22 protein-coding genes are annotated in these 26930 nt (G+C 25.4%); 20 read left to right on the top strand and 2 right to left on the bottom strand.

Annotated features, from left to right (window positions below; all coding sequences use genetic code 11):
* The first annotated feature begins 12 nt into the window (after nucleotides 1-12).
* The 15 genes from J2S18_RS00560 (at nucleotide 13) to J2S18_RS00490 (ending at nucleotide 19391) form a co-directional block, all read left to right on the top strand.
* Nucleotides 13-3279, top strand: coding sequence for a two-component regulator propeller domain-containing protein (locus J2S18_RS00560; protein ID WP_307481843.1), 3267 nt, complete (start codon nucleotides 13-15; stop codon nucleotides 3277-3279).
* A gap of 126 nt (nucleotides 3280-3405) precedes the next feature.
* On the top strand, nucleotides 3406-3579 hold the full coding sequence (locus J2S18_RS00555) for a hypothetical protein (protein ID WP_307481841.1): 174 nt from the start codon (nucleotides 3406-3408) through the stop codon (nucleotides 3577-3579).
* A 204-nt stretch (nucleotides 3580-3783) separates the two neighbouring features.
* A complete protein-coding gene (locus tag J2S18_RS00550) occupies nucleotides 3784-5124 on the top strand; it encodes an MATE family efflux transporter (RefSeq protein ID WP_307481838.1) in 1341 nt (446 codons plus the stop codon).
* 17 nt (nucleotides 5125-5141) lie between these two features.
* Nucleotides 5142-7460 carry a bifunctional glutamate--cysteine ligase GshA/glutathione synthetase GshB gene (gene gshAB, locus J2S18_RS00545; RefSeq protein ID WP_307481835.1) on the top strand — a complete coding sequence of 773 codons (2319 nt, stop codon included), beginning with the start codon at nucleotides 5142-5144 and terminating at the stop codon, nucleotides 7458-7460.
* A 1-nt stretch (nucleotide 7461) separates the two neighbouring features.
* On the top strand, nucleotides 7462-7731 hold the full coding sequence (locus J2S18_RS00540) for an ArsR/SmtB family transcription factor (RefSeq protein ID WP_307481832.1): 270 nt from the start codon (nucleotides 7462-7464) through the stop codon (nucleotides 7729-7731).
* 26 nt (nucleotides 7732-7757) lie between these two features.
* Nucleotides 7758-8648 carry a CehA/McbA family metallohydrolase domain-containing protein gene (locus J2S18_RS00535; RefSeq protein ID WP_307481829.1) on the top strand — a complete coding sequence of 297 codons (891 nt, stop codon included), beginning with the start codon at nucleotides 7758-7760 and terminating at the stop codon, nucleotides 8646-8648.
* Between the two features lie 174 nt (nucleotides 8649-8822).
* Nucleotides 8823-8978, top strand: coding sequence for a zinc-ribbon domain-containing protein (locus J2S18_RS00530; RefSeq protein WP_209795408.1), 156 nt, complete (start codon nucleotides 8823-8825; stop codon nucleotides 8976-8978).
* Nucleotides 8979-9121: 143 nt separating this feature from the next.
* A complete protein-coding gene (locus tag J2S18_RS00525) occupies nucleotides 9122-10033 on the top strand; it encodes a tetratricopeptide repeat protein (protein ID WP_307481825.1) in 912 nt (303 codons plus the stop codon).
* 185 nt (nucleotides 10034-10218) lie between these two features.
* Nucleotides 10219-11988: an ABC transporter ATP-binding protein/permease gene (locus tag J2S18_RS00520; protein WP_307481824.1), complete on the top strand. Its 1770-nt coding sequence runs from the start codon at nucleotides 10219-10221 to the stop codon at nucleotides 11986-11988.
* Nucleotides 11988-13655 (top strand): ABC transporter ATP-binding protein, encoded by a 1668-nt coding sequence (locus tag J2S18_RS00515; protein WP_307481821.1) that lies wholly within the window; start codon nucleotides 11988-11990, stop codon nucleotides 13653-13655. Before J2S18_RS00520 ends, J2S18_RS00515 begins: the two co-directional genes overlap by 1 nt.
* 20 nt (nucleotides 13656-13675) lie before the next feature.
* Complete coding sequence (locus tag J2S18_RS00510) at nucleotides 13676-14074, top strand: YbaN family protein (protein ID WP_307481820.1); 399 nt, start codon at nucleotides 13676-13678, stop codon at nucleotides 14072-14074.
* Entirely contained in the window at nucleotides 14075-14380 is a 306-nt protein-coding gene (locus J2S18_RS00505) for a nitrous oxide-stimulated promoter family protein (RefSeq protein ID WP_209795403.1), read from the top strand. It abuts the gene before it with no gap.
* Nucleotides 14381-14586: 206 nt separating this feature from the next.
* Nucleotides 14587-14838 (top strand): DUF454 family protein, encoded by a 252-nt coding sequence (locus tag J2S18_RS00500; protein ID WP_307481817.1) that lies wholly within the window; start codon nucleotides 14587-14589, stop codon nucleotides 14836-14838.
* A gap of 115 nt (nucleotides 14839-14953) precedes the next feature.
* Nucleotides 14954-17131: a DNA topoisomerase III gene (locus J2S18_RS00495; RefSeq protein WP_307481814.1), complete on the top strand. Its 2178-nt coding sequence runs from the start codon at nucleotides 14954-14956 to the stop codon at nucleotides 17129-17131.
* A gap of 289 nt (nucleotides 17132-17420) precedes the next feature.
* Nucleotides 17421-19391, top strand: coding sequence for an FUSC family protein (locus J2S18_RS00490; protein ID WP_307481812.1), 1971 nt, complete (start codon nucleotides 17421-17423; stop codon nucleotides 19389-19391).
* Nucleotides 19392-19457: 66 nt separating this feature from the next.
* Here J2S18_RS00490 and J2S18_RS00485 read toward each other — a convergent pair whose 3' ends face one another.
* Nucleotides 19458-19880 carry a PPC domain-containing DNA-binding protein gene (locus tag J2S18_RS00485; protein WP_307481809.1) on the bottom strand — a complete coding sequence of 141 codons (423 nt, stop codon included), beginning with the start codon at nucleotides 19878-19880 and terminating at the stop codon, nucleotides 19458-19460.
* A gap of 86 nt (nucleotides 19881-19966) precedes the next feature.
* On the bottom strand, nucleotides 19967-20275 hold the full coding sequence (locus J2S18_RS00480; RefSeq protein ID WP_307481807.1) for a hypothetical protein: 309 nt from the start codon (nucleotides 20273-20275) through the stop codon (nucleotides 19967-19969).
* A 170-nt stretch (nucleotides 20276-20445) separates the two neighbouring features.
* Here J2S18_RS00480 and J2S18_RS00475 point away from each other — a divergent pair, with 170 nt between their 5' ends.
* The 5 genes from J2S18_RS00475 to J2S18_RS00455 all read left to right on the top strand — a co-directional run bounded on the left by J2S18_RS00475 (nucleotide 20446) and on the right by J2S18_RS00455 (nucleotide 26759).
* Nucleotides 20446-21552 carry a 3'-5' exonuclease gene (locus J2S18_RS00475; protein ID WP_307481805.1) on the top strand — a complete coding sequence of 369 codons (1107 nt, stop codon included), beginning with the start codon at nucleotides 20446-20448 and terminating at the stop codon, nucleotides 21550-21552.
* A 184-nt stretch (nucleotides 21553-21736) separates the two neighbouring features.
* Nucleotides 21737-23125: a dihydropyrimidinase gene (gene hydA / locus J2S18_RS00470; RefSeq protein ID WP_307481802.1), complete on the top strand. Its 1389-nt coding sequence runs from the start codon at nucleotides 21737-21739 to the stop codon at nucleotides 23123-23125.
* Nucleotides 23126-23343: 218 nt separating this feature from the next.
* Entirely contained in the window at nucleotides 23344-24882 is a 1539-nt protein-coding gene (locus J2S18_RS00465; RefSeq protein ID WP_307481800.1) for a thiol-activated cytolysin family protein, read from the top strand.
* Nucleotides 24883-25057: 175 nt separating this feature from the next.
* Complete coding sequence (locus tag J2S18_RS00460; protein ID WP_307481798.1) at nucleotides 25058-26047, top strand: ornithine cyclodeaminase family protein; 990 nt, start codon at nucleotides 25058-25060, stop codon at nucleotides 26045-26047.
* A gap of 91 nt (nucleotides 26048-26138) precedes the next feature.
* Entirely contained in the window at nucleotides 26139-26759 is a 621-nt protein-coding gene (locus J2S18_RS00455) for a nuclease-related domain-containing protein (RefSeq protein WP_307481795.1), read from the top strand.
* Nucleotides 26760-26930 lie beyond the last annotated feature (171 nt).

Here is a 26930-nt window from a genome sequence, read left to right as displayed (position 1 = left end):
ATTTGGATTAAAATGTCGAAAAGTAAGGGGCTGGAAGTTATAAATAAGAAAAGATTATTAAGTTTAATATTATTGAGTATATTTTTATTAAGCAATTTTTTATGTATAAAAACATCAGCACAAGAAAATGATAAATATTTAAAATTTATTAATATGTCAACAAATGATGGATTATCTCAAGGCTCTGTTTATGCTATACATAGAGATGAAGATGGATATATGTGGTTTGGAACAAATGATGGTTTAAATAGATTTAATGGTTATGATTATGATGTTATTAAAGCAAATGATAAGGATGAAAATACATTATATCCTGGAATTATAGGTTCTATAGTTGAAGATAAAAATGGTTTTTTATGGATTGGTACAAGCTCTGGACTTTGTAAGTTAGACAAAAAGACGTTAAATGTTGAAAGAATTGGATCTGATGTTAATGATGCAAAAAAAACATCAAATAAACATATTTGGGATTTATATATTGATTCAAAAAATAATCTTTGGGTTGGAACTGAATGTGGATTAAATAAATATAATTTTGAAACTAAAGAATTTAAAAAGTATTTTAATGATAAAAGTAATAATGAATCTTTAAGCAATAATTTTATAACTAGTATTGTAGAAGGCAATAATGGAGAAATGTATATTGCAACTAAAGATGGACTTAATATTTTAGATACTAATACAGATAAAATTACAAGAGTTCCTAAAGAAAATTTACCAAGTGGTTATATAATAAAACTTTATAAAGACTCAAGAAATAATCTTTGGATAAGCACTCAAAACAAGGGTATAGTTAAATTAAATTTAAATACAAAAAAGTTTAATAAATTAGAGAAGATTAATAAACTATATGGTTTTGAAAAATTTGCAATAAATGATATGTATGAAGATTTTCAAAACAATATATGGCTTGGTAGTAAAGGTGGATTAATAAAATATTCTTTAAATGAGGATAAAGTGGAGAGGTATGTAAATAATCCATATGATAATGAAAGTTTAATAAATAATAGTATACAAAGTGTTTATAGAGATAAAGATGGCCTTATGTGGATTGGAACATATAATGGAATAAGTATAGCAAATCCAAATGAAAGATTTATTCATTATAAAAAGTTACCAGGACAAAAGGATACTTTAAGTGGTAACAGTATAGGTGGAATATATGAAGATAAAGATGGAGATATGTGGATTGGAACCACTAATGATGGATTAAATTACTTGGATAGAAAGACTAATAAAATAACCCATTATGAATACGATGATAAGAATAAAAACAGTATAAGTAGCAATACAATTTTCCAGGTAACTGGAGATAACTACGGGAATATTTGGGTTGGAACTAAAAATGGACTTTGTAGAATAGATAAAAAAACTGGAAATGTAAAAAGATATAAACATACAAATAATAAAAATTCATTAACTAATAATGATGTAAAAGAAGTATTTGTTGATGATAAAGGTTTTTTATGGATTGGAACTAGAGATGGGTTAGATGTATTTGATATTAAAAAGGAAAAATTTAAAAATTTAAATCATTTATTAAAAGAAAATAATATTGGGGAAACATTCATAAGAAGAATATATGAAGACTCAAAGGGAAATTACTGGTTAGGTACAGGTTGGAATGGTGGACTTATAAAATTTGATGTAAAGAAGCAAAAGGTAATAAACTATAAGTCAATTAAAGGTAATGAGAAATCTATAAGTGATAATGCTGTAAAAGGTATAGTTGAGGATAAAGATGGAAACATATGGGTTACAACATCCTTTGGACTTAATAGATTAAATCCAGAAACAGAAGAATTTAAAGTATTTACGGAAGAGGATGGACTTGCAAATAATTATGCTTATGGAGTTTTAACGGATAAAGAGGATAATATATGGGTAAGTACAAATGGTGGATTATCTAAATACGATAAAAAAAATAATATCTTTAATAATTTTACCTTTGTAGATGGAATACAAAATAATGAGTTTAATGGAACAGCAGAATATAAATGTAAAGATGGAGAAATGTTTTTTGGTGGAATTAATGGAGTTACAGCATTTAATCCAGAAAATATAAAAAATAATATAACAAGCTCACAAGTTACAATAGGAAATTTTAAAGTCTATAATAATAAAAATATAAAATTAAATGGAGATAGTGTAACTCTTAAAAACAATGAAAATACCTTTTCTTTTGAGTTTTTCCTTCCAGATTATAGAAGACTTAAAACTATAAATTATGAATATATGCTTGAAGGTTTTGATAAAGATTGGAATTTCTTAGATAAAAGAAATTATGTAAGATATACAAATATTGCTCCAGGAAATTATGTATTTAAAGTTAGAGCTAGAGATAAAAATGGGAATATAGGAGAAACTAAAAAAGTAAATATAAAAATTAATAAACCTTGGTATAATTCTAATTTAGCTTATATTATTTATTTTTCAATATTAATAGCAATAGTATACTTTGTATTAAACTATTTTAAAATATTAAATGGGCTAGTTAAGGAGAGAACTGAGGAGTTAAATAAGGAGCTTTTAGAAAATGAAAAAATATATAATAAGCTTTTAAAGTATGAAAAATTTAGAAATACTTATTTAGTTAATTTATCCCATGAACTTAGAACGCCTCTTAATGTAATACTTTCAAGTGAACAATTAATTTCCACATTAAATAATAGTGAATCTGGAATAGCTAAAAAGGATTTAGATAAATATATGAAAATAATTAAGAAAAATTCTAAAACCCTTTTAAAAGTTATTAATGATTTAATTGATAGTTCAAAAATTAGTTCAGGAACTTACAAACTTAATATGGAAGAAACTGATATTGTTTATTTAGTTGAAGAAGTTGCACTATCAATGAAAAGCTATATAGAAAGTAATGGACTTGAACTTATAATAGACCCTGAAGTTGAAGAAAAAGTTATTGAATGTGACAAAACAAATATAGAAAGATGTGTTATAAATCTTATTTCAAATGCTGTAAAATTTACAGAAGAAAAGGGAACTATATTTGTTGGAATTGAAGACCATGGTGATACAGTAGATATAATAATAAAAGATACTGGAATTGGAATACCAAAAGAACACCAAAATATAATATTTAATAGATTTTCTCAAGTAGAAACACAGGTTTCAAGCAAACATTGCAGTAGTGGAATAGGACTTACTTTAGTTAAAAGTTTAGTTGAACTTCATAATGGTAAAATAACTTTAGTAAGTGAAGTTGGAGTAGGTAGTGAATTTAGAATAACTCTTAAAGTAAAACAAGATAAAGAAAAATAAACAAAAAAAGCTTTACATTTTGTAGGGCTTTTTTGTTATTAATAGAAAGTTTATAATAAAGCCCTTTAAAGAAAATAATAAAGAGTTATTATGTAAGTATAAATAGTTTTTAAGGGGTGAATGAGAATGATTTTAAGAGCAAGGACCAAAACTTTAGAAGCAAAGTTAAAACAAGAATATAAAAAATTATCTAATAATGAAGCAACTATAGAAGAGATGGAAAAGGCTGTTACTGATCATTATTCAAGTGATGGAAAAATTATTGATGATTTATATGAATTTTTAGAGCAAAATTGCTAAGGGTATTTAAAAAGTTAGTTGATTATAAAATATAAATAAATTTTTAATCATCTAACTTTTTATTTTAAAGGTGTTTTGTACAATTTAATACAATTTTAATCTATAACTTAAAGGAAAAATGTTATCATATAATATGTAATATTAAAAGAAAAAACTTTACTATATAACTATATTCCTATATAGTTATATAGTGGAGGTGAAAGAATGGAAAAAATTGATTTAACAAAAGGAGATATTACTAAATCTCTTTTAAAACTATCATTACCTATAATAGCTACAAACTTTATACAAATGGCTTATGGAATGATAGATATGATTTGGATTGGAAGAGTTGGAAGTGGTGCAGTTGCAGCTATTGGTACAGCAAGTTTTTTTATAAATCTTGCAATGGCTTTATTTACATTAATAGTAATAGGAACTGGGGTTAAAATATCTCATGCAATTGGAAGAGGAGAAGAAAAAGAAGGTCAAGATTACATAGCAAATGGATTTATTCTATCTATTACATTAGCTATTTTATATACAATATTTATATTTATTTTTAAAGATAAATTAATAGGGTTTTATGAACTTTCTGATATTACTGTTGAAAAGATGGCAGAAAATTATTTAGTTATATCTGCTGTTGGAATTATATTTATGTATTTTAATTCTTTATTAACTACTATATTTAATAGTTATGGAGAAAGTAAAATGCCCTTTAGAGCAAATACTGTAGGTTTTATATTTAATATAATATTAGATCCAGTATTAATTTTTGGATTAGGACCAATTAAACCTTTAGGTGTATTTGGAGCAGCACTTGCAACTTTAATTGCAAGAATTATAGTATTTACAATGTTTTTGAGAATTTCAAAGGGCAGATTATCATTTTTAAGAAAAGGAATTAAATTAAATATAAAAAAAGCAAAAGAAGTTATGCAAATGGGATTACCAATAACAGCACAAAGGGTTATATTTACTCTTATAGCTATAACTATAGCAAAAATTGTTGCAAATTGGGGTGCAACTGCAATAGCAGTTCAAAAGGTAGGAGTTCAAATAGAATCAATTTCTTACATTACAATTGGAGGTCTTCAAGGTGCTATAGCTGCCTTTGTTGGTCAAAATTATGGAGCAAAAAAAGAAGAGAGAATAAAACGTGGATATTATAAAGCTTTAAAATTAACAGTTATATTTGGACTTTTAGTAACACTTACTTTCTTTATTTTTTCAAGACAGATATTTGGAATATTTTTATCCGAAAATGAAGCTTTAAATATGGGAAGTATATATATGAAAATACTTGGACTTTCACAAGTTTTTATGTGTATGGAACTTTTAACTGTTGGAGCTTTTAATGGACTTGGAAAAACCTATGCTCCACCTATTGTAAGTATAATTTTTAGTGGGCTTAGAATTCCAATGGCAATATTTTTATCAAGTGGAAATCTTTTTGGATTAAATGGTGTTTGGATGAGTATAAGTGTTAGTAGTTTATTTAAAGGAACAATACTTGTTACTTGGTTTTTAATAGAACTTAAAAGGTTAAAATTAGATATTTAAGAAAGGTAGAGGAGAATATGTATAGTGATTTATTAAATTTAGTAAAAGATAATAATTTAAGTAGAAATCTTTTAAAAAGTGGATTTGGTCTTGAAAAGGAAAATTTAAGGGTATCTGGTGATGGAAAGCTTGCAATGACAAAACATCCTAAAACTTTTAAAGAAGATAACCCTTATATAAAGAGGGACTTTTCTGAAAGCCAAGTTGAGATGGTTACTCCAATATGTAATTCAATAAATGAAGTTTATGATTTTATGGAAAATCTACATAATATAGTTTCAACAACATTAAAGGGAGAATATTTGTGGCCACAAAGTAATCCTCCAATAATACCAAAGGATGAAGAAATACCAGTTGCAATACTTCATAATGAAGATGAAATTAAATATAGAGAAGGACTTGTAAAAAAATATGGTGCAAAAAGACAATTAGTAAGTGGAGTTCACTTTAATTTTTCATTTAATGAGGATTTAATAAAAGAACTTTATAAACTTACAAACTGCAAAGAAGATTATAAAGATTTTAAAAATGGTATTTATTTTAAAGTAGGAAGAAATTTAATAAAATATAAATGGTTTTTAATATATTTAACAGGAGCAAGTCCAGTTTTTCATAGAAGTTATAAAGGAACTTGTAACAAACAATCTAGAAAAATAGGAAAAGATGATTATTATTTTAAAGGAGTAAATTCTTTAAGAAATAGTGAGTGCGGATATAAAAATGCAAAGGATTTTTATGTTTCATATAACAATGTAGAGGAATATGTAGAAGATATTAGAAGACTAATAGATGATAAATGTATTCAAGGTGCAAGGGAATATTATAGTCCAATTAGATTTAAAACTAAAGAGCAGGGAGATATGCTCCAAAATCTTATAAATGATGGAGTTAAGTATATAGAAATTAGATTACTTGATTTAGATCCTTTAAGTCCAATTGGTATAAGTAAGGATACATTAAATTTAATTTTCTTATTTATATTATTTACAGTATTTACTAAGGATGAAAAATATACAATTCAATTACATGAAGAGTATGTTGAAAATGAAAATAGTGCTATTGAAAATCATGAATATAAATTAATTAAACTTAATGGCAAAAAAGTAGGATTAAGAAAAGAAGGACTTAAATTATTAGACCAAATACAAGATATTTGCGATAAATTATTTAAAGGAAATGAAGAATTACAAAGAGCCATTAATATTTCAAGAGAAAGATTTAATAATTATAAAGAAACTATAGCAAGTAAACTTATTAATGGAATGAAGGAAACAAATTATATTGATTACTTTATGAATTTAAGCAAGGAATACTTAAAATATAGTGAAAAGAATGTATTTAAATTAAAAGGATATGAAGATTTAGAACTATCTACTCAAATTTTAATTATAGATAGTATAAAAAGAGGAATAGAATTTAATGTTTTAGATAGAAAAGATAATTTTATATCTTTAGAAAAGGATCATCATATAGAATATGTAAAACAAGCTACAAAAACTTCAAAGGATAGTTATATAACAGCTTTAATAATGGAAAATAAACTTGTTACAAAAAAAGTATTAGAAAAAAATAATATAAGAGTTCCTAAAGGTGGATATTATGATAATATTTCTGATGCTTTAGTAGATTTTTATAAGTATAAAAATAATAAAATTGTTATAAAACCAAAGTCTACAAATTTTGGAATAGGAATAACAATATTTAAGGGAGATTTTTCAGAAAAAGAATATAAAAGAGCTTGTGAAATAGCCTTTGAAAGTGATAATGAAATATTAATTGAAGAATTTATTGAAGGAAAAGAATATAGATTTTTAATTATAGATAATGAAGTTGTAGGTATACTTCATAGGGTTCCAGCTAATGTATTAGGTGATGGAATAAGTACAATAAGAGATTTAGTTAATGAAAAAAATAAAAATCCTCTAAGAGGAAAAGGGTATAAGACTCCCCTTGAAAAGATTTCATTAGGAGAGGCTGAAGAAATGTTTTTAAAGGAACAAAATAAAAACTTTGATTATATTCCAAAGAGTGGAGAAATAGTATACTTAAGAGAAAATTCTAATATAAGTACAGGTGGCGATAGTATAGATTATACTGATGATATTCACATAAGCTATAAGGAAATAGCCATAGAATCTGCTAAAAGTGTAAAAGCTAAAATAACTGGTGTTGATATGATGATTAAAGATATAAAAGAAGAGGCAAATGACAATAATTATGGAATTATTGAAATAAACTTTAATCCAGCTATTCACATACACTGTTATCCATATAAAGGACTTAACAGAAAGGTTGGAGATAAAGTATTAGATTTACTTTTTAAGGAGAAAAATTAAAATGGATGAAAAGACAAGTGAAATATTTAAAGCTTTAGCTCATCCAGTTAGAATAAAAATAATCAAACAGCTTTATGATGGACCTATATGCGTTTGTCATATTAATAGAAATATTGATTACTCTCAAGCTAATATTTCTAAACATTTAAAGATTTTAAAAAATGCAAAAATAGTAAAATCAACTAAAGAGGGAATGTATCAATATTATAAATTAACAGATGATAATATTAAAAAAATAATAACTTTAGCAGAAGAAATAATATTAAAATAAAAATAAATAGGAGTAATAGACGCAGCATGAAAATTAGAAATCCATATAACTACAAGGGAGAATTTTTAAAGGGAAATCTTCACACTCACAGTAAAAATAGTCCTTGTGGATATTATAGAGTAGATAAAGTAATAGAGATGTACACTTCATACAAAATGGAATATGATTTTTTATCAATTACAGATCATTTTTCCTTAACAGATGTTTCAAAGTTTAAAGATAGGGAAGATATTATAGTTATTCCAGGAGTTGAATATAAAAGAAAGAATCATCAAACTTTAGGAATTAATATAAAAGAATATGATGATGACTTAGATAATGATAATAATCATCAACAATTATTTAATAAAGTTACTTCAATGGGAGGAATAAATATAATATGCCATCCCCATGTGGAAAGAGATGATTACTGGACATTAGAAGAATTATTAAAGTTAGATAATTATACAGGAATTGAAATATTTAATAATAATGTTAGGATGGACTGCAAAGGAAGAGCAGTTGCAACAGATTTATGGGATGAACTTTTAAGTTCTGGAAAATATGTTTTTGGCTTTGCAAATGATGATATGCATATTTTTTCGAGAGTTGGGGGAGCCTATAATATGGTTCTATGTCAGGAGAAAACAACAGAATCAATAATAAATTCAATTAAAAGAGGAAGCTTTTATGCAAGTTTTGGAATGATATTAAAGGATATAAAATTAAATAATAATACAATATCATTAAAAAATGGAGATGAAAGAGTGCCTTATATATACTTTAAATTTATTGGTAAAAATGGGGTTACTCTAAAGGAAGAAAAGGGAAATGTTGGAACTTACGAAATCCAAGGTAATGAAGGTTATGTAAGAGTAGAAACCTACAGAGAGGATGGGGCAAGGGCTTGGCTACAACCTTTTATAATTGAATGTTAAAATTGAGAATATTTTGAAAATTATATTGAAATGATAAAAATAGTATGATATACTAAAATTGTAAATTAAATAAAGTTTCAAGTAGTTAAAGATTTTCTGGTTTTAGAGTTTTCTCCAAAGGTATAGAAAAGATTAATTATTTAGAACACTTTATATGTTTTGGAGGAATGAAAAATGGAAGATAAGACTATTGTATGTAAAGATTGCGGAAAAGAATTTGTTTTCACAGTAGGAGAACAAGAATTCTACAAAGAAAAAGGATTCGATAACGAACCAGTTAGATGTCCTGAATGTAGAAAAGCTAGAAAACAAAGATTTAACAATAGATAGTATTTGTTAATTACAAGTCATAGAACTTTTGTTCTATGACTTTTTTTGTGGCAAATTTTATATAAGATTATGTTAAAAATAATTAAAATAATAATTTATTTGATATAATTATTTCATAAATAAACTAAGGAGAGAAAATTTAAATGAACAGTTATTTATTTAATAATCATATAAATTTGGCTAGAAGTTTTAAAGAAGAAGGAAATAAACTTAAGGCACTTCAATTTTATAAAAAGGCTTATAATCTAGAAGAAGGAAAAAAGGATGTTGAACTTCTTTTAGATATGGCACTTTTATATCATGAGTTAGAACAAATTGATTTAGCAGAGGAAAAGTATAGGGAAGTTTTAGATATAGATAAGGAAGATGAGAGAGCCATTTATGGAATTGGAACACTTTATGATGAAGATGGTTTTTTTGAAGAAGCAAAGGAATATTATAAAAAGGCTATAGAACTTAATAAAAATTATGATAAAGCATATTTTTTTCTAGCAAATATTTATGATGAAGAAGGAGAAAAAGAAAAGGCAATAAGTCTTTATAAAAAGGTACTTGAAATTAATCCTATGGATCTTTGGGCAAATGCAAATCTTGCTTGTATAATGGAGGAACTAGGTAGACTTAAAGAGGGAGAAGAATATAATAAAAAAGCATTAGAAATAGAACCTAATCAATTTAGAATATTATTTAATATGGGAGTTATACAAAAAAGATTAGGAAATATTGAAATAGCTAAAGAATATTATATAAAGTCTATAAATAGTAACCCTAAATATCCTTTTAGTTATTTAAATTTAGGAGTTATTTATAGAGAAGATAAAAATTATACTAAAGCTATAGATATAATTTCAAAGGGAATAGAAGAAAATCCAGAGGTTGGATTTTTATATTATAATAGAGCCTGCTTTTATGCATTAATTGGTGAAAAGTATAAAGCACTAGAAGGTGTACTTAAATCTATAGAATTAGATGATTTTTTTGTAGATTATATGAAAAAAGATAAGGAATTAGATTGTATAAGAGAATTAAAAGAATATAAAGAAAAATTTTTATAAAATAATAAATATTAAATAAAATTAAGAAAAAAGACTAAGTAATAACCTTTAAAGGAGATTATTTAGTCTTTTTTATAGTATAAGATTTAGAATATAAATACATATAGGAATATGTATATAATATTGATAATCATTATCGTATATGGTATATTATTGTAGTAATTGTTAGAAAGGAGTAAGTTATTATGATGATAAATAAAAGACTAATAAATTTATGTAGTGAATCGAAAAAGTACATAGGACTTACTGTGCTGTCAAGTTGGATTACTACAATATGCAATTTAGTTATGATACTTTTAATAGGTAAAATAATAAATATTGTGTTTTATAATTTTAATTCATTAGAAGGATTAAGTTTTAAAGAATTTTTGGGAAAAGAAATAAGCTTATATTTAGGAATATTTATTATTTTATTAATAGTAAGGTTTTCTTCTAATATACTTTATGGATATTTTTCTAATAAATCTTCAGAAGTTGTAAAGGTGAAGCTTAGAGATAAAATATATGAAAAGTTATTAAAACTTGGATTAGATTACAACAAAGAGCTTTCAACTTCCTCAATTGTTCAAAGTGCAATAGAAGGTGTGGAGGCCTTGGAAATATATTTTGGAAAATATCTGTCACAGTTATTTTATTCACTATTAGCTCCAATAACTTTATTTTTTGTAATTTCATTTATTTCCTTAAAGGCTGCTATTATTTTTATATTATGTGTGCCTTTAATTCCATTATCAATTATTGCAATAATGAAATTTGCAAAAAAACTTCTAAAAAATTATTGGAATAATTATTCAAATCTTGGAGAAACATTTTTAGATAATCTTCAAGGATTAACAACTTTAAAGGTTTTTAATATTGATGAAGAAAGACATAAAAAAATGAATGAAGAAGCAGAAGGCTTTAGAAAAATAACAATGAAAGTTCTTAGTATGCAGTTAAATTCAATTACTGTTATGGACCTTATTGCCTTTGGAGGAGCAGCTTTTGGATCTATAGTAGCTCTTTATGCCTTTAAAAATGGGGAAATAAATTTAGGACAAACTATAGTTATAATATTACTATCTTCTGAATTCTTTATACCACTTAGATTATTAGGTTCATTTTTCCATGTAGCTATGAATGGGGTAGCTGCATCAGATAGAATTTTTAAACTTTTAGATAGTGAAGAAAGAATAAAAAATATTAATGATGATTCTAAGAATTTAGATAATATTAATATAGAAATAGATAATGTAACATTTTCCTATAATGGAGAAAGGGATATTTTAAAAAATGTTTCATTAAATATTAAAAATAAAGGATTTACTGCTATAGTCGGAAAGAGTGGAAGCGGAAAAAGTACTATTGCAAGCCTTTTATTAAATACATATGAAGTAAATAAAGGGAAAATTCTTTTTAATAATGTAGATATAAATAATATAGCTTTTGATGACATATATGAAAAGATAATTCTTATAAGTACTAATAGTTATATTTTTAATGGAAGTATATTAGATAATTTAAAGGTTGCAAAAGAAGATTTAAGTGATAATGAAATTCAATATGCTTTAGAAATATCAAATTTAAAAGGATTTGTACAGGGGTTAAAGGACGGAATTAATACTAAAGTTGGTGAAGGGGGATCACTACTTTCAGGAGGACAAAAACAAAGATTAGCTCTTGCAAGGGCAGTTCTTGCAAATAGAGAAATTTATATATTTGATGAGGCAACATCAAATGTAGATGTTGAATCAGAAGAAATAATTTGGAATGCAATAAATAAATTAGCTAAAGAAAAAACTGTAATTGTAATATCTCATAGATTAGCTAATGTTAAAAATGCTGATATTATTTATCTTTTAGAAGAGGGAGAAGTTTTAGAAAAGGGAAATCATAAAGAGCTTATAAATAAAAAGGATAAATATTATAAGATGATAAAAGAACAGGAATTATTAAAAAGAAGAGAGGTGATATAATGGAGAGAAAATCTGGATTTTATATTATGAAAAGATTAATTTTAGAATTAAAACCATTAATACCAGTTATGATAATTACTGTAACTATGGGAGTTTTAGGATTTTTATCATCAATTGCAATTACTTCCTTTGGAGCAGTTGCTATATTGTCTGTAATTAATAGCGGATTTAAAATATCTTTTATGGTATCTATTATAATAATGATAGTTTGTGCTCTTTTAAGAGGGCCTTTAAGATATGGAGAGCAGCTTTCAGGACATTATATTGCCTTTAAAATATTAGTTATTTTAAGGGATAAAGTATTTACTGCCCTTAGAAGACTTGCACCTGCTAAACTTGAAAATAAAGAAAAGGGAAATTTAGTATCATTAATAACTTCAGATATTGAACTTTTAGAAGTTTTTTATGCTCATACTATTGCACCAATTTCTATAGCTATAATTACAAATACAATAATAGCTATGATTCTTTATAATATTAATCCTTATTATGGGTTAGTATCATTAATTTTATATATTATAATTGGTTTTTGTATTCCTTATTTCACTTCAAGAATTGGTAAAAAAGCAGGAATGGAATATAGAAATAAATTTGGAAAAACAAACTCCTATCTTCTTGATTCTTTAAGAGGTCTTAAGGAAGTTTTAGTATTTAAAAATGGAGAAAAAAGAAAAGAAAATATACATAAATATTCAATGGAGTTAAATGAAAAACAAAAGAAAATAAAATTTCATGAGGGAGTTATAAGGGCAACAACTGATTTTACTATAATGATAGGAATGATTGGATTTTTATTATTAGGTATTTATCTTTACTTAAATGGAAGTATAGATTTTGGAAAGATGATATTAGCTATTGTTATTTTATCCTCATCCTTTGGACCTGTAGTTGCTTTAAGTAATTTATCCAATAATTTATTACAAACCTTTGCTTCAGCAGAAAGAATATTTAATCTTTTAGATGAAAAGCCAGAAGTTTATGAAAATGATGGAGATAGAGCTTTAAATAATACTGATATATCTTATGAAAATGTTACTTTTGGATATAAGGGAAGAGAAGAAATATTAAAGGATTTAAATATAGAAATTAAAAGAGGAGATAGTATTTCTATAGTTGGAGAAAGTGGAAGTGGTAAAAGTACCTTTGTTAAATTACTTATGAGATTTTGGGATGTAAATTCAGGAAGTATAAGATTTGGAGGAGAAAACTTAAAAACGTTAGAAACAAAAGCTTTAAGAGAGCATCAAGTATTAATGAGTCAGGAAACTTATCTTTTTAATGAAACAATTGAAGATAATATTAAAATAAGTAAGTTAGATGCAACTTATGAGGAAGTTAAAGAAGCTGCAAAAAAAGCAGCAATAGATGATTTTATTGAAAGTCTTCCAAAGGGATATAAAACGAAGGTTTTAGAACTTGGTGGAAACTTATCTTCAGGAGAAAAACAAAGAATTGGACTTGCAAGAGCCTTTTTAAGTAAGGGTGAAGTTTTAATACTAGATGAACCAACAAGTAATTTAGATACATTAAATGAAGGAGAAATATTAAAATCTATTAATGAAAATAGAAAAGATAAAACTATAATTTTAATAACTCATAGAAAATCAACTTCTTCAATATGTGAAAAAGTATATAGGCTTCAAAATAAAAATTTAGTTAAAGAATAAAATAAGGGGTGTTTTGATTTATGAATAAGATAAAAAAATGTTTTTATATTATTATAGGTTTTATTGCACTAGCGCTAGGAGCTATAGGAGTAGTCATTCCAGTTCTTCCAACTACCCCTTTTCTTTTATTGGCATCCTTTTGTTTTGTTAAAGGATCAGATAAGTTTGACAGATGGTTTAAAGGAACAAAACTGTATAAGAAGCATTTAGATGGCTTTGTTAAAAATAGAGAGATGACCTTAAAACAAAAGATAGTTATATTAGTATTTGCAGATACTATGATGATGATTCCAGTTATATTAATAGATTCTACAATTATGAGAGTGTCAATTTTACTAGTTATAGTAGTAAAACTATGGTATTTTATATTTAGGATTAAAACTGTAAAAAAAGAAGAATTATCAAAGGATGTAATGTAAATGAAAAAGAAAAATAGGATAGAAAAAGAAAAAGAGATAGTTAAACTTATGATAGAAATTTATTGTCATAAAAAGCATGGAAGAAAATCTGGAGAATTATGTGATGATTGTAAAGAACTTTTAGAATATGCTCAAAAAAGACTTACTCTTTGTAAATTTGGAAATGAAAAAAGTTCCTGTAGCAAATGTCCTATTCATTGTTATAAAAAAGATATGAAATTAAAAATAAAGGAAGTTATGAAGTTTTCAGGATGGAGACTTATAATTTATAAGCCTAATGAATTTATAAGACATATATTCAAATAGGTTAAATTTTTATATTATTTTAAAACCAAATTTTAGTTAAGTGGTTTTAAATATATTCTATTTTGAAAAAGGTGTTAATTATATTATAAACTGTATAATTAATGCCTTTTTTGAGGTAAACTTATATATAAGCTAGATTATATATTTTTTTTATTAGTATATGATATATATAATTAAAGGTGAAAATAAAGTAAGGTGACTTAAAGATGAAGCAAATAAAGAAAATTGTTTTTGTGATTTTAGGTATTGTATGTTTAATTTTAGCATTATTAGGTGGAATGCTTCCAATAATGCCAGGTGCAATATTTTTAGTTATTGCAGGAGTTTTTTTTGCTAAAGGATCTACTAGGTTTAACAATTGGTTAAAGAAAACAAAAATATATAAAAAATATTTAAAAAAATATATAGGAAAACATATTGGTGATAGCCACAATAAAAAAGAAGATAATAAAAGTTAAAGGAGTTAAGAGAATACTATATCTCATTAACTCTTTTTAAATGTTTATAAACTTTAAGTATTAGTGTAGTATAATAAAAGAAATAAGTTAAAGAAGAGGAAGGAAATAAAGATTTATGAAATCATTAGTTTTAGCAGAAAAACCTTCAGTAGGAAGAGAACTTGCAAGAGTTTTAAAGTGTAATAAAAAGGGAAATGGATTTTTAGAAGGTGATAAATATATAGTAACTTGGGCACTAGGACATTTAGTAACATTAGATGCACCAGAAGGATATAATCCAGAATGGAAGAAATGGAGCATGGAAACTCTTCCAATGTTACCTAAAAATATGAAACTTACAGTTATTAAAGGAAGTTTTAAACAATATAAGATTGTAAAAGATCAAATGTATAGAAAAGATGTAAATGAAATAATTATTGCAACAGATGCAGGAAGAGAAGGAGAGCTTGTTGCAAGATGGATTATAGATAAAGCACATGTTAAAAAGCCAATTAAGAGACTTTGGATATCATCTCAAACAGATAAGGCAATAAGAGATGGATTTAAAAATTTAAAGGATGGAAGAGCTTATGATAATCTTTATCATGCAGCACAGTGTAGAGCAGAGGCAGACTGGATTGTTGGACTTAATGTAACAAGGGCATTAACTTGTAAGCATAATGCACAACTTTCAGCAGGTAGAGTACAATCACCAACTCTTGCTATGATAGTTAATAGAGAAGAAGAAATTAAAAATTTTAAACCAAAGGAATATTACACAATAGATGTAAAAAGTGATAAGTGTAAATTTACTTGGGTAAATAAGGATAATAATTCAAGAATATTTAATAAGGAATTTGCAGAAAAGGTAGAAGGAAAAATTAGAAATTCTGAAGGAAAAATTGTAAGTATTACAGAAAGCAATAAAAAGACTTTTTCTCCAAAACTTTATGATTTAACAGAACTTCAAAGAGACTGTAACAAAATATGGGGATATTCTGCAAAGCAAACTTTAAATATAATGCAAAGACTTTATGAAAATCATAAGCTTTTAACATATCCAAGAACAGATTCAAGATATATTTCAAAGGATATTGTAGCTACAATTCCTGAAAGACTTAAAGGAATAGCAATAGGAGAATATAGAGCCATTGCAACAGAATTACTTAAAGGAAAAATAAATGGGAATAAAAGCTTTGTAGATGATACAAAGGTTTCAGACCACCATGCTATAATTCCAACAGAAGAGAGAGGTAACTTAGCAAATCTTAGCTTAGAAGAAAGACATGTTTATGATTTAGTAGTAAAAAGATTTTTATCAGTTTTAATGCCTCCATTTGAATATATTCAAACTACACTAGAGGGAGATGTAAATGGGGAGAGACTTATAGCTAAAGGAAAAGTCGTTAAAGCTAAAGGTTGGAAGAGAGTGTTTGATAGAGATGAAGAGGATGATGATTCAGATATTAAAGAGCAAAATCTTCCTAAATTTAACAAAGGAGATACCTTTAAAATAAAAGAAGTAAATCTTAAAAGAGGAGAAACAAAGGCACCTTCAAGATTTAATGAAGGAACACTTTTATCTGCAATGGAAAATCCTCAAAAGTATGTAAATATAGATAAAAATTCAGCTAAAACTTTAGGCGAAACAGGTGGACTTGGAACAGTTGCAACTAGAGCAGATATAATAGAAAAATTATTTAATTCCTTTGTTATTGAAAAGAAAGGAAAAGAGATTTTCCCAACATCAAAGGGAAAACAACTTATAGAGTTAGTTCCAAATGAGCTTAAATCACCACTTCTTACTGCAAAATGGGAAGGGGAACTTGAAAGAATTTCAAAGGGAAAAGAAGATCCAAATAATTTTATAAAAAATATGAAAAATTATTCAACTGCATTAGTGGAAGCTGTAAAGGAAGAACGTGTTAAGTTCCACCATGATAATTTAACAGGAAAGAAATGTCCAGAGTGTGGAAAGTATATGCTTGAAGTTAAAGGGAAAAATGGAACTATGTATGTATGCCAAGATAGAGAATGTGGTCATAGAGAAAATCTATCAAGAGTTACAAATGCAAGATGTCCTGAATGTAAAAAGAGATTAGAACTTAGAGGTAGTGGAGAGGGTAAAATATATGTTTGTCCAAACACTAATTGTAACTTTAGAGAAAAGGAATCTCAATTTAAGAAAAGATTTAGTAAAAATGATAAAGTAAATAAAAGAGAAGTAAATAAAATAATGCAAAAGATGAAAAAGGAAGCAAATGAAGATATAAATAATCCATTTGCAGATCTTTTAAAGGGATTTAATAAATAAAACTTAAAATATAAAGAAAGCAGTACAATATTTTTTGAACTGCTTTCTTTAATTTAGGTTTTATTTTTATGATCAATTTTATTATAACAGAATTAATGGATAATGTATATTACTTAATAATTATTTAATTAAGATGCAAGATGAAACTTATACTTATTTAGCTATTAAATGTTTAAATAATAATTCTATAATGTCTAATTTTCTAGTAAGCATAAAACTTATCTTGACAGTTTTTTATGAAATGATATGCTTTAAAAGTACATAGATATAAGTTTTGGAGTGGTAAGCTATGGAAAAGATTTTAAAAAACGAAATTTTTTTAAGGACTGTAATATATATAATTGGACTTTTAGTATTTTTTTCTTACTGGTATCTTCTTGGAACTATTAATGCCTTTGTTGGTGTTACTGTAGTTAAGGGATCATTAACATTATTAAATAAGGATTTAACAGCAAACCCAGTTAAAAATACTGTAGTATTTTTATTTGCATTTTTATATATAGGTATATTTTCCTTTTTAGGTTCACTTAATATATATGTAGGCTTTTTTATAAATTTTTTTGCCTTATTTTTTTTAACATATAATTTTGTATCAGATTTAAATATATCAATTTGGATACCCTTTGTTTTAGGATATTTATATCTTTTAGTTAAGCCAGTACCTTATTATGATATGCCAAAAAGATTACTAGCACTAGGTGCTGGATCTTTATTTATGATATTTAGTCAACTTATTTTAAATAAGAATAAATCAAAGGCAAAACTACAAAGTAATTTTTCTAAGCTTTTAGATAATATTTTAAATAAAATAGAAATACTAAAGGGTGGAAAAGTAAATGATAATAAAAAATTTAAATCACAGGATTGTTTAGAGAATATAACATCAACTATATATAACAGAAGAACTTCTTTTTTCTATATTGATGATAAAGATAGTATACTTTTAAATTTAATGGTATGTTTGGAACGTCTTGAATTTTCAATTAAAGAAATAAAAATTAATTCTAAAGATAAATGTGTAATGGAATTTTTAAAAGATTTATCAGATTTAATCAATAAGATGAAAACATATATAAAAGAGGATAATCCTACATTAGATTTAATTAGTGAAATTGAAAAGTTTTCAAGTAAATATAGTAAGTATTTAAAGGATGAGTATTCCTTTTATGATATTATACAAAATTTAGATATGCTTAAATTTTCTCTTACTAATTTAATGAAATATACTAATAAAAAGGAACATAAGTTAAAAACTATGTTTAGTTCTTTTAATAAATTTAAAATTAAAAATTTACTTAAATATAATTTTAAAAAATCAATAAAATTTACATATGCTTTTAGGCTATCATTCCTTTTAGCCCTTTCATATTTTTTAGTTGAAGCACTTAACATTCCAGAAGGAAAGTGGATAACTTTTACTATATTTACTGTAGTACAACCTTATATGGAGGATACTAAAAAAAGATTTGGTAAAAGATTTAAAGGAACTGTAGTTGGTATAATATTATTTAGTTTAATAGATATTTTTATTAAAGATGCTTATTTAAAGATAGCTATATTTGCTCTTTTATATTATATTTATGCTTTAGGAGTTAACTATACTTTAAAGAGCGTGTGTACAACTACTGTTGGAATAGGTGTATTTTCTATGATAACAGGAGCTCCAATTAGTGGTGGATTTTATAGATTTATATTTATGGGAGCTGGAATTGTTATAGGATATTTAGGAACAATATATATATTCCCTTATAGTTTAAAAGATTCAATAATTAATTTAAGTAAAGAATATTATAATATTAGTTTTAATATGTTTTACAAAGGACTTAAGGAAAAAATAAATTTATATTTTATAGATTATATAAATAGACAGTTACTATTATCAAAATTATTTGAAAGCAAAATAGTAGTAAATAATAGTACTTGCAAATTAAAAGATGTTAATGATTTTATTTATAATGAGAGATTTTTAAATAACGATATATATTTCTTGTTTTTTATTATTTTTGAAAGCAATGGAGAAAGTGATATATTTTTGAAAATAAAAAATATAATAATTAGTTCATTTAACATAAATAATGAATCTGTATCTATAGATTTAGCTTCTTTAGTAAAATTTAAAAATAATATGAAACCTCAATTTAATTCTATATTAGAGGAAGAGGATAAATTGATTTTTATTACTATATATAGAATAATATGCAAACTAGAAAAAGCTGATAGATTAGCTTCTACCATTGAAAGAAATTTAGTAAGAAAATAAAATTTTTAATATATTTATAAAAAGGCAAAATGATAAGTGGTTTATCATTTTGCCTTTTTATTTATATTATTTTAAATCCATTACATTTATTCCAGTTTCATCGTCTACATATCTTGAAACTTCACCATCAAATACAGTTAAGAAAATTTCAGAAGTTCCACTTATAGTACCTTCTACAAAGTGTCCACCATAAGTTGTACAATTTTCATCTGAAAAAGTTATATGAAGATGAAGATAAGGTTCACCATCTTTTGTAGTTATATTTCCTAAAAGACTTGTTACTTCATATTTATCATCAAATACTTTTTCGTTGTAAACCTTTGTATTTAGGTTAAAGTAACCTATTTTTATATCTGTTGCAGCACCTATTCCAGAGATTGAAGCAAGTTTTATATTATTTTCTTTGCAGAAATTTTTTATAGAACTTGCTATTTGTTCTCCTTTATTAATTTTTAAAATCCAGTCTTTGTTTACTTTTTTATAATCCATTACATTCCCTCCATTAACAAATTTTCTTTAGTTATACAATTTAATTATATACCTAGAAAATTTACTTTAAAAGAGAATTACATAGTTTATTTCTTAATCCATTCTATTACAGCTGGTGTTAAAGATGCAACAGAGTTTTCATTAACTTCTGTAACAAAAAGTAAATCAACCTTTTCTAAATAATTTTTAAGTTTATCTAAAATTTCATTTGCAGATAAATCTGATTTAAGTAAGAAACTAGTAGGCATAAAGTGAGCCCATGTTCCTAATTCCTTTATATGTCCTGTGATTTCATAGTCATCACGAATATCATGATGATGGTGATGATTTTCATCATTACAGTCACAAGAATGAGTTTCTTCCTTTAAATAATAAGTAATTGCAAAAATTTTCATAAGTCTATACCTCGTTAAATTCTTATTTTACATATATCATAATATATATATTATAAAAAATCTATAAATTTAGAAAAATAATTGAAAAAGATTTTCAATTGATAGAAATTAAAAATAAAATTATATATATGGTATAATAATATATAAAAAATTAGTTTTGGAGGAACAAAATGATAAATCCTAAAAGAGAATGGATAGAATTTAAATCAGAAGAAGAAAAGTTAGAAAAATTAAAAGAATTAAAAATAATATCTTCAAAATCAAAGGAAGTTAAAGAATTATATTATAAAGGTGTTTATACAGAAGATGCTACATTATGTGATGTTGTAGGTTTTGTAGATGATAATGAAATAATTTTAAATATAAATGGAGAATTTCATAGTATACATCCAGAATATTTTATAGACATGCAAAAAAAGGAAAGATTTATAATTGTTGATATAGAAACTCCAATGAGTTTTAAAAAAGAAGATGGAATAAGAGAAATAGCAGCAGTTGTAGTTGAGGATTATAGAGTTATAGAAACTCTTCATTTAGCAAAAGTAATTGATGAAGAAGAGTATAAAAAAGGTTATGGAAATGGCTTAGAGGCAATAGAAGAAAATGAAGAGTATAAAGAAAAGTTTAAAAAATTAGTAAAAAAATATAAGTGCCCATTAGTAGCTCATAATGCAAGGTTTGATAGGAAATTTTTATTACATTGGGGTTTTGTAGATAAAGACCAAAAGTTTTATTGTAGCTTAAATACAATAAAAGCTATGGTTAAATTAGAGAGCTATAAACTTGTTAATTTACTATCCTATTATGGAATAAAAGATGGACAAGACCATAATGCTATACAAGATGTATTAGATTTATTAGAACTTTTAAAGAAATTAAAGCCAGAAAAATGGAGTACTATAGAAAGAAGTAGTAATTACGGTTCATATAAGAGTAATGATACAAAAGAAATAAAGGAAAAGGCACCAGCAAAATTTGCAAGAAAGAGTAAGGCTGATAGGGAAGAAGAAAAAAGAAGATTAGAAAAAGCAAAAGAAAATATAATTAAAAATATATTTGATGGTAAAAAGATAGTTTTTACTGGAGATACAAAAAAGGATAGAATAGAGCTTCAAGAATTAGCAATAATGTATGGTGGAGCAGTTACTCAAAGTGTTAGCGGAAAAACTTACATGGTAGTTATAGGTGAAAATCCAGGAAGTAGCAAAATTTCTAAAGCTAAGGATCTTAATGTGAATATAGTTAAAGAAGAAGACTTTTTAGAACTTCTAAAATAATATATAAATTTAAAAAGCTATTGTAATATATTTTATTGTAATAGCTTTTATTTTGTATTAATTTTAGTTATTAAAAGATAATTGCATTTAAAATTTATTTAATTTTAAATTATAAAATAGAGGAACTAATTCTAAAAATAGTTAAATTTGTGATAAAATAAATAATAAAAGGAGGATGTTAATTATGTCTTTATTAGTTAAAAATGGAATTATAGTAACAGCAAGTGATACATATAAAGGAGATATTTATATTGAAAAGGGAATTATAAAAGAAATAGGAATTAATTTAAATAAGGAAGCAGATGAAATAATAGATGCAAAAGGAAAATATGTAATTCCTGGAGGGGTAGATGTACATACACATTTTAATTTAGATGTTGGAATTGCAGTTTCAAATGATGATTTTTACACAGGTACAGTTGCAGCAGCATGTGGTGGAACAACTACAATAGTAGATCATATGGGATTTGGACCTAAAGGATGTAATTTAAAACATCAAGTTGATGTTTATCATGGATATGCAGATAACACTTCTGTAATCGACTACAGCTTTCATGGAGTAATTCAACATATAAATGATGATATTTTAAAGGAAATGGAAAGTATAGTTAATGAAGAAGGAATACCAAGTTTTAAAATTTATTTAACTTATGACTATATGATTGATGATGAAGGAGCCTTAAAAGTATTAAAAAGGTTAAAAGAATTAAATGGTGTTATGACTGTACATTGTGAAAATCATGGAAGTATAAAATATTTAAGAGAAAAATTTGTTGAAGAAAATTTAAAGTCACCAAAATATCATCCATTAAGTAGACCTGTAGAAAGTGAAGGAGAAGCAGTAAATAGAATGATAAATATTGCAAAAATTGCAGGAGAAGGACCTCTTTATGTTGTACATTTATCATCAAGTTTAGGATTAGATTATATAAAACTTGCAAGAGAAAGAGGACAAAAGGTATATGCAGAAACATGTCCACAATATTTAGTATTAGAAGATAGCTTATATGAATTACCAAATAATGAAGGATTAAAATATATAATGAGTCCTCCACTTAGAAAAAATAGTGATAATGAAAATTTATGGGAAGGATTAAGAGATGGATATATTCAGACAATAGCAACAGATCATTGTCCATTTGCATTTAATAAGGACAAACAACTTGGAAAAGATGATTTTACAAAATGTCCAAATGGAGCACCAGGAGTAGAGGAAAGAATTCCTTTAATATTCTCAGAAGGAGTTATGAAAAATAGAATAAGTATAAATAAATTTGTTGATGCATGTTGTACAAAGCCTGCAAAAATATTTGGACTATATCCTAAAAAAGGAACAATACAAGTTGGATCAGATGGAGATTTAGTAATTATAGATAAAGAAAAAGAAGTAGTATTAAGTAATAAAAATCTTCATTCAAATGTAGATTATTCAGCATATGAAGGAATAAAGGTTAAAGGATATCCTGTATATACAATTTTAAGAGGAAAAGTAATAGCTAAAGACGGTGAGTTTGTTGGAAATAAAGGTTATGGAAATTTTATAAGAAGAGGAAAATCAGATTTTAATAAATAATTTAAAAGAAAGATTCTATCTAAATTTTTTTTATAGAATCTTTCTTTTTTTGCCTCTATAAATGAGACTAATAGTCAGTTGTGAACATTTTTTTAAAGTTATAATTTTGTGATTGATTTAACATACTTTTGTCAAGTATAATTAATTAACAAATTTATTAATATTTTAAAATACAAGGAAAATATTAATAAAATTTAAGTTAAAAGGGGGATTTGAAAATGAAAAAAATATTTAAATGCTTATTACTTTACATATTTATAATTAGTATTTCTTTTATTAGACCAATGCCAATAGCATTTGGAGATGAATTGGTAAATCAAACTGGATCAAAGATAAATGAAAGACAAGCTAATAGTACTGATATTAACAATGGAATTTATAATTTAAAATATAATCCTAATGAAGTATTAGCAACAAATGGGGAGAAAATAGAAAGCTTTGTAAAAAAGGAAGGAATAAAATCTGGAGGGAATTTTATAGTAGTTAATCATGAAAAGAAAAATATTTCATCAAAAACATCAGATATTTCTTTAATTGATGCTGTAAATGATAGAACTTATCCAGGAGCAATACAACTTGCAAACAGAGATTTAGTTGATAATAGACCAGATATAATAATAGCAAAAAGAAGACCTTTAACTGTAAGTGTAGATTTGCCAGGAATGGGATATGAAAATAGAGCAGTAGTAAAAAATCCTACATACTCTAATGTTTCAGCAGCTGTAGATACTTTAGTATCTAAATGGAACTCTAAATATTCAAAAACAAATACACTTCCTGCAAGAACACAATATTCAGAGTCTATGGTATATAGTGAATCACAGCTTTTAGCAGCACTTAAAGTTAATTCTAAAACAGTTGGAAGTTCACTTGGAATAGACTTTAATGCAATATCAAAAGGTAAAAAAACAGTTATGGTTTTAGCTTACAAACAAATATTTTATACAGCAAGTGTAGATTTACCAGATAAACCATCAGATTTATTTGGCAAAAATGTTACATTTAAAGAATTAACAGAAAAGGGTATAAATAATAATAACCCACCTGCTATAGTTTCAAATGTTGCTTATGGAAGAACAATTTTTGTAAAATTAGAATCTACATCAAAAAGCAAAAATGTAAAAGCTGCCTTTAAAGCATTAATTAAAAATGCAGATGTAGAAAGCAATGCAGAATATAAAGATATACTTAAAGAAAGTTCCTTTACAGCAGTTGTTTTAGGGGGAGATGCTAAGGAACATAATAAGATTATAACTAATAATTTTGATGAAATTAGAAATGTTATAAAAGCTAATTCTGAAATGAGTGCAAAAAATCCAGGATATCCAATATCTTATACTAGTGTACTTTTAAAGGATAATAAGATAGCTGCAATTAACAATAAAACAGATTATATAGAAACTACATCAACAGAATACTCAAATGGAAAAATAGTTTTAGATCATAGTGGTGGATATGTAGCTAGATTTGAAGTTAAGTGGGATGAAGTTTCCTATGATAAAAAAGGAAATGAAATTATAACACATAAAGAATGGGATGGAAACAATTGGAGTAGGACAGCACATTTTTACACTGAGATACCACTTGATGGTAATTGTAGAAATATAAGTGTTAAAGCTAAAGAGTGTACAGGTCTTGCTTGGGAATGGTGGAGAACAGTAATTGATGAAAGAAATGTTCCTTTAGTTAAGGAGAGAGTATTCTCTATTTGGGGAACAACTTTATACCCAGCAAAAAGTATAGAAGTTAAGGCTTAAATATTAGACTTAGAAGATATAGAAATATATTTTCTAAGTCTTTTTACTTTGTATAGAAATTTTTTTGTTTTAATATGTTTAAAAAGCTATTAATAGGTAGAAACTTGAAGTTATTAATTTATAATACTATAGTTAAATTATAGAAATAAATTAATAAATATTTTGGAGGTGTCCTATGTTATTACTATCTAGAAAAGATATTGAAAAGGTTTTTACTATGAGAGATTCCATTGAAGGAGTAAAAGATGCATTTAAAATTTTTTCAGAAGGAAAATCAGTTGTACCTCTTAGAACAAAAATTCAATGTCCAAAATATAATGGAGTATTTTTATTTATGCCAGCTTATGTTGAAGATATTGATTATTCTTCAATGAAAATAGTTAATATTTTCCCAAAAAATTTTGAAAATGGAAAACCTACTGCACCTGCACAGGTGTTTTTAATTGATGGAACTAATGGAATAGTTAAAGCAGTGTTAGATGGGACTTATATAACAAAACTTAGAACAGGAGCAGCATCAGGGGCAGCTTTTGATTTATTTGCAAAAAAGGATTGTAAAATTGGAGCCTTAATTGGAACAGGAGGACAAGCATCTTCTCAATTAGCAGGAATGCTTACAGCAAGAAACCTTCATGAAGTTAGAATATTTGATTTAAATTCTAAAAAATTAAAAGAATTTGTCTCAGACATGAATAAAAAATTTTCTAAGTTAAATACTAAAATAATTGCTGCAAAAAGTTCAGATGAAGCTATTTTAAATGCAGATTTAATAATAACTGTTACCCCATCAACAAAACCAGTATTTGATGGGAATAATGTAAAAAAGGGTGCAACAATAAGTTGTGTAGGCTCATATCAACCTAATATGCAGGAAATGGATCCTATAATTTTAAAAAGAGCAAGTAAAATTTATTTTGATTCAATGGATGCAGTTCTAGCTGAATCAGGAGATATAATAATACCTTTAAATAATAAAACTATTACAAAAGAGGATTTTACAGGTGAAATAGGAGATTATATTTTAGGTAAAATTCTTGGACGTGAAAATGATGATGAGATAATTGTATTTAAAACAGTTGGAATAGGAACTCAAGATTTAATTACTGCTAAGTATATATATGAGAAAGCCTTAGAAAAAGGCATTGGATTAAGTTGGGAAAGCTAAAAATAAGATTTCTAGTTCCTTTAAGGTTTACTAGTAAATGTAATTCATAAAGTTATTAGCTGAAAAATTAGACTGAAAAGGAGTTTTCATTATGAAATATTTAATTATTTTATTTGGGTTAATTATAATTTTAAAAGTATTAACTTCAAAAAAATCTTTAACAAAAATAAAAGGAGATTTAGGAGAAAAGAAAACAAAAAAAGTTTTGCTTTCATTAAAAGGATATAAGGTTTTAGACGATATTCTTTTAGAAGCAAAAAATGGAACGACTCAAATAGATCATATTTGTGTTGGACCTAAAGGAGTATTTGTAATAGAAGATAAAAATTATAGTGGTTGGATATTTGGTGATGAAAACTCAAAATATTGGACTCAAACTATTTATAAAGAGAAAAATAGATTTTTTAATCCAATTAGACAAAACTATGGGCACATAAAAGCTACAGAAAATGTAATAAAGGATGTAGTTGATATAGTTCCAACATCTATAATTGTTTTTTCAGATAGTTGTGAATTTAAAAGGGTAAATACAATTACTGAAGTTTTACATAGGGAGGATTTAAAAAGGTATTTAATTAGGTATAACTCAGAATATAATTTAAGTGAAGATGAAGTTAATAAGATATATGATGCTTTAAATAATGCTAATATAACTGATAGGAATCTTAGAAGGGAACATTTAGAGAGGGTTAAGAGTATTAAAGCTTCATAGTAAAAAGGTGCTAATAATTTTATTGGCACCTTTTTTAGGTGGCAAATAGATTTTTAAAATTAAACTTTTAAATTTTTTTGCTGTATAATATTTAGCGTGAATTATGGTATTAATAGAAATTTATACAAGGTGAATAATTAATTAGAATATAAATAATTTAAGTGAAAATAG

The sequence above is a fragment of the Eubacterium multiforme genome, assembly GCF_030813415.1.
GTDB classification, from domain to species: domain Bacteria; phylum Bacillota; class Clostridia; order Clostridiales; family Clostridiaceae; genus Clostridium; species Clostridium multiforme.
The sequence above is the reverse complement of the archived record's forward strand: the minus strand, read 5'-3'. Positions and strand labels throughout refer to the sequence as shown.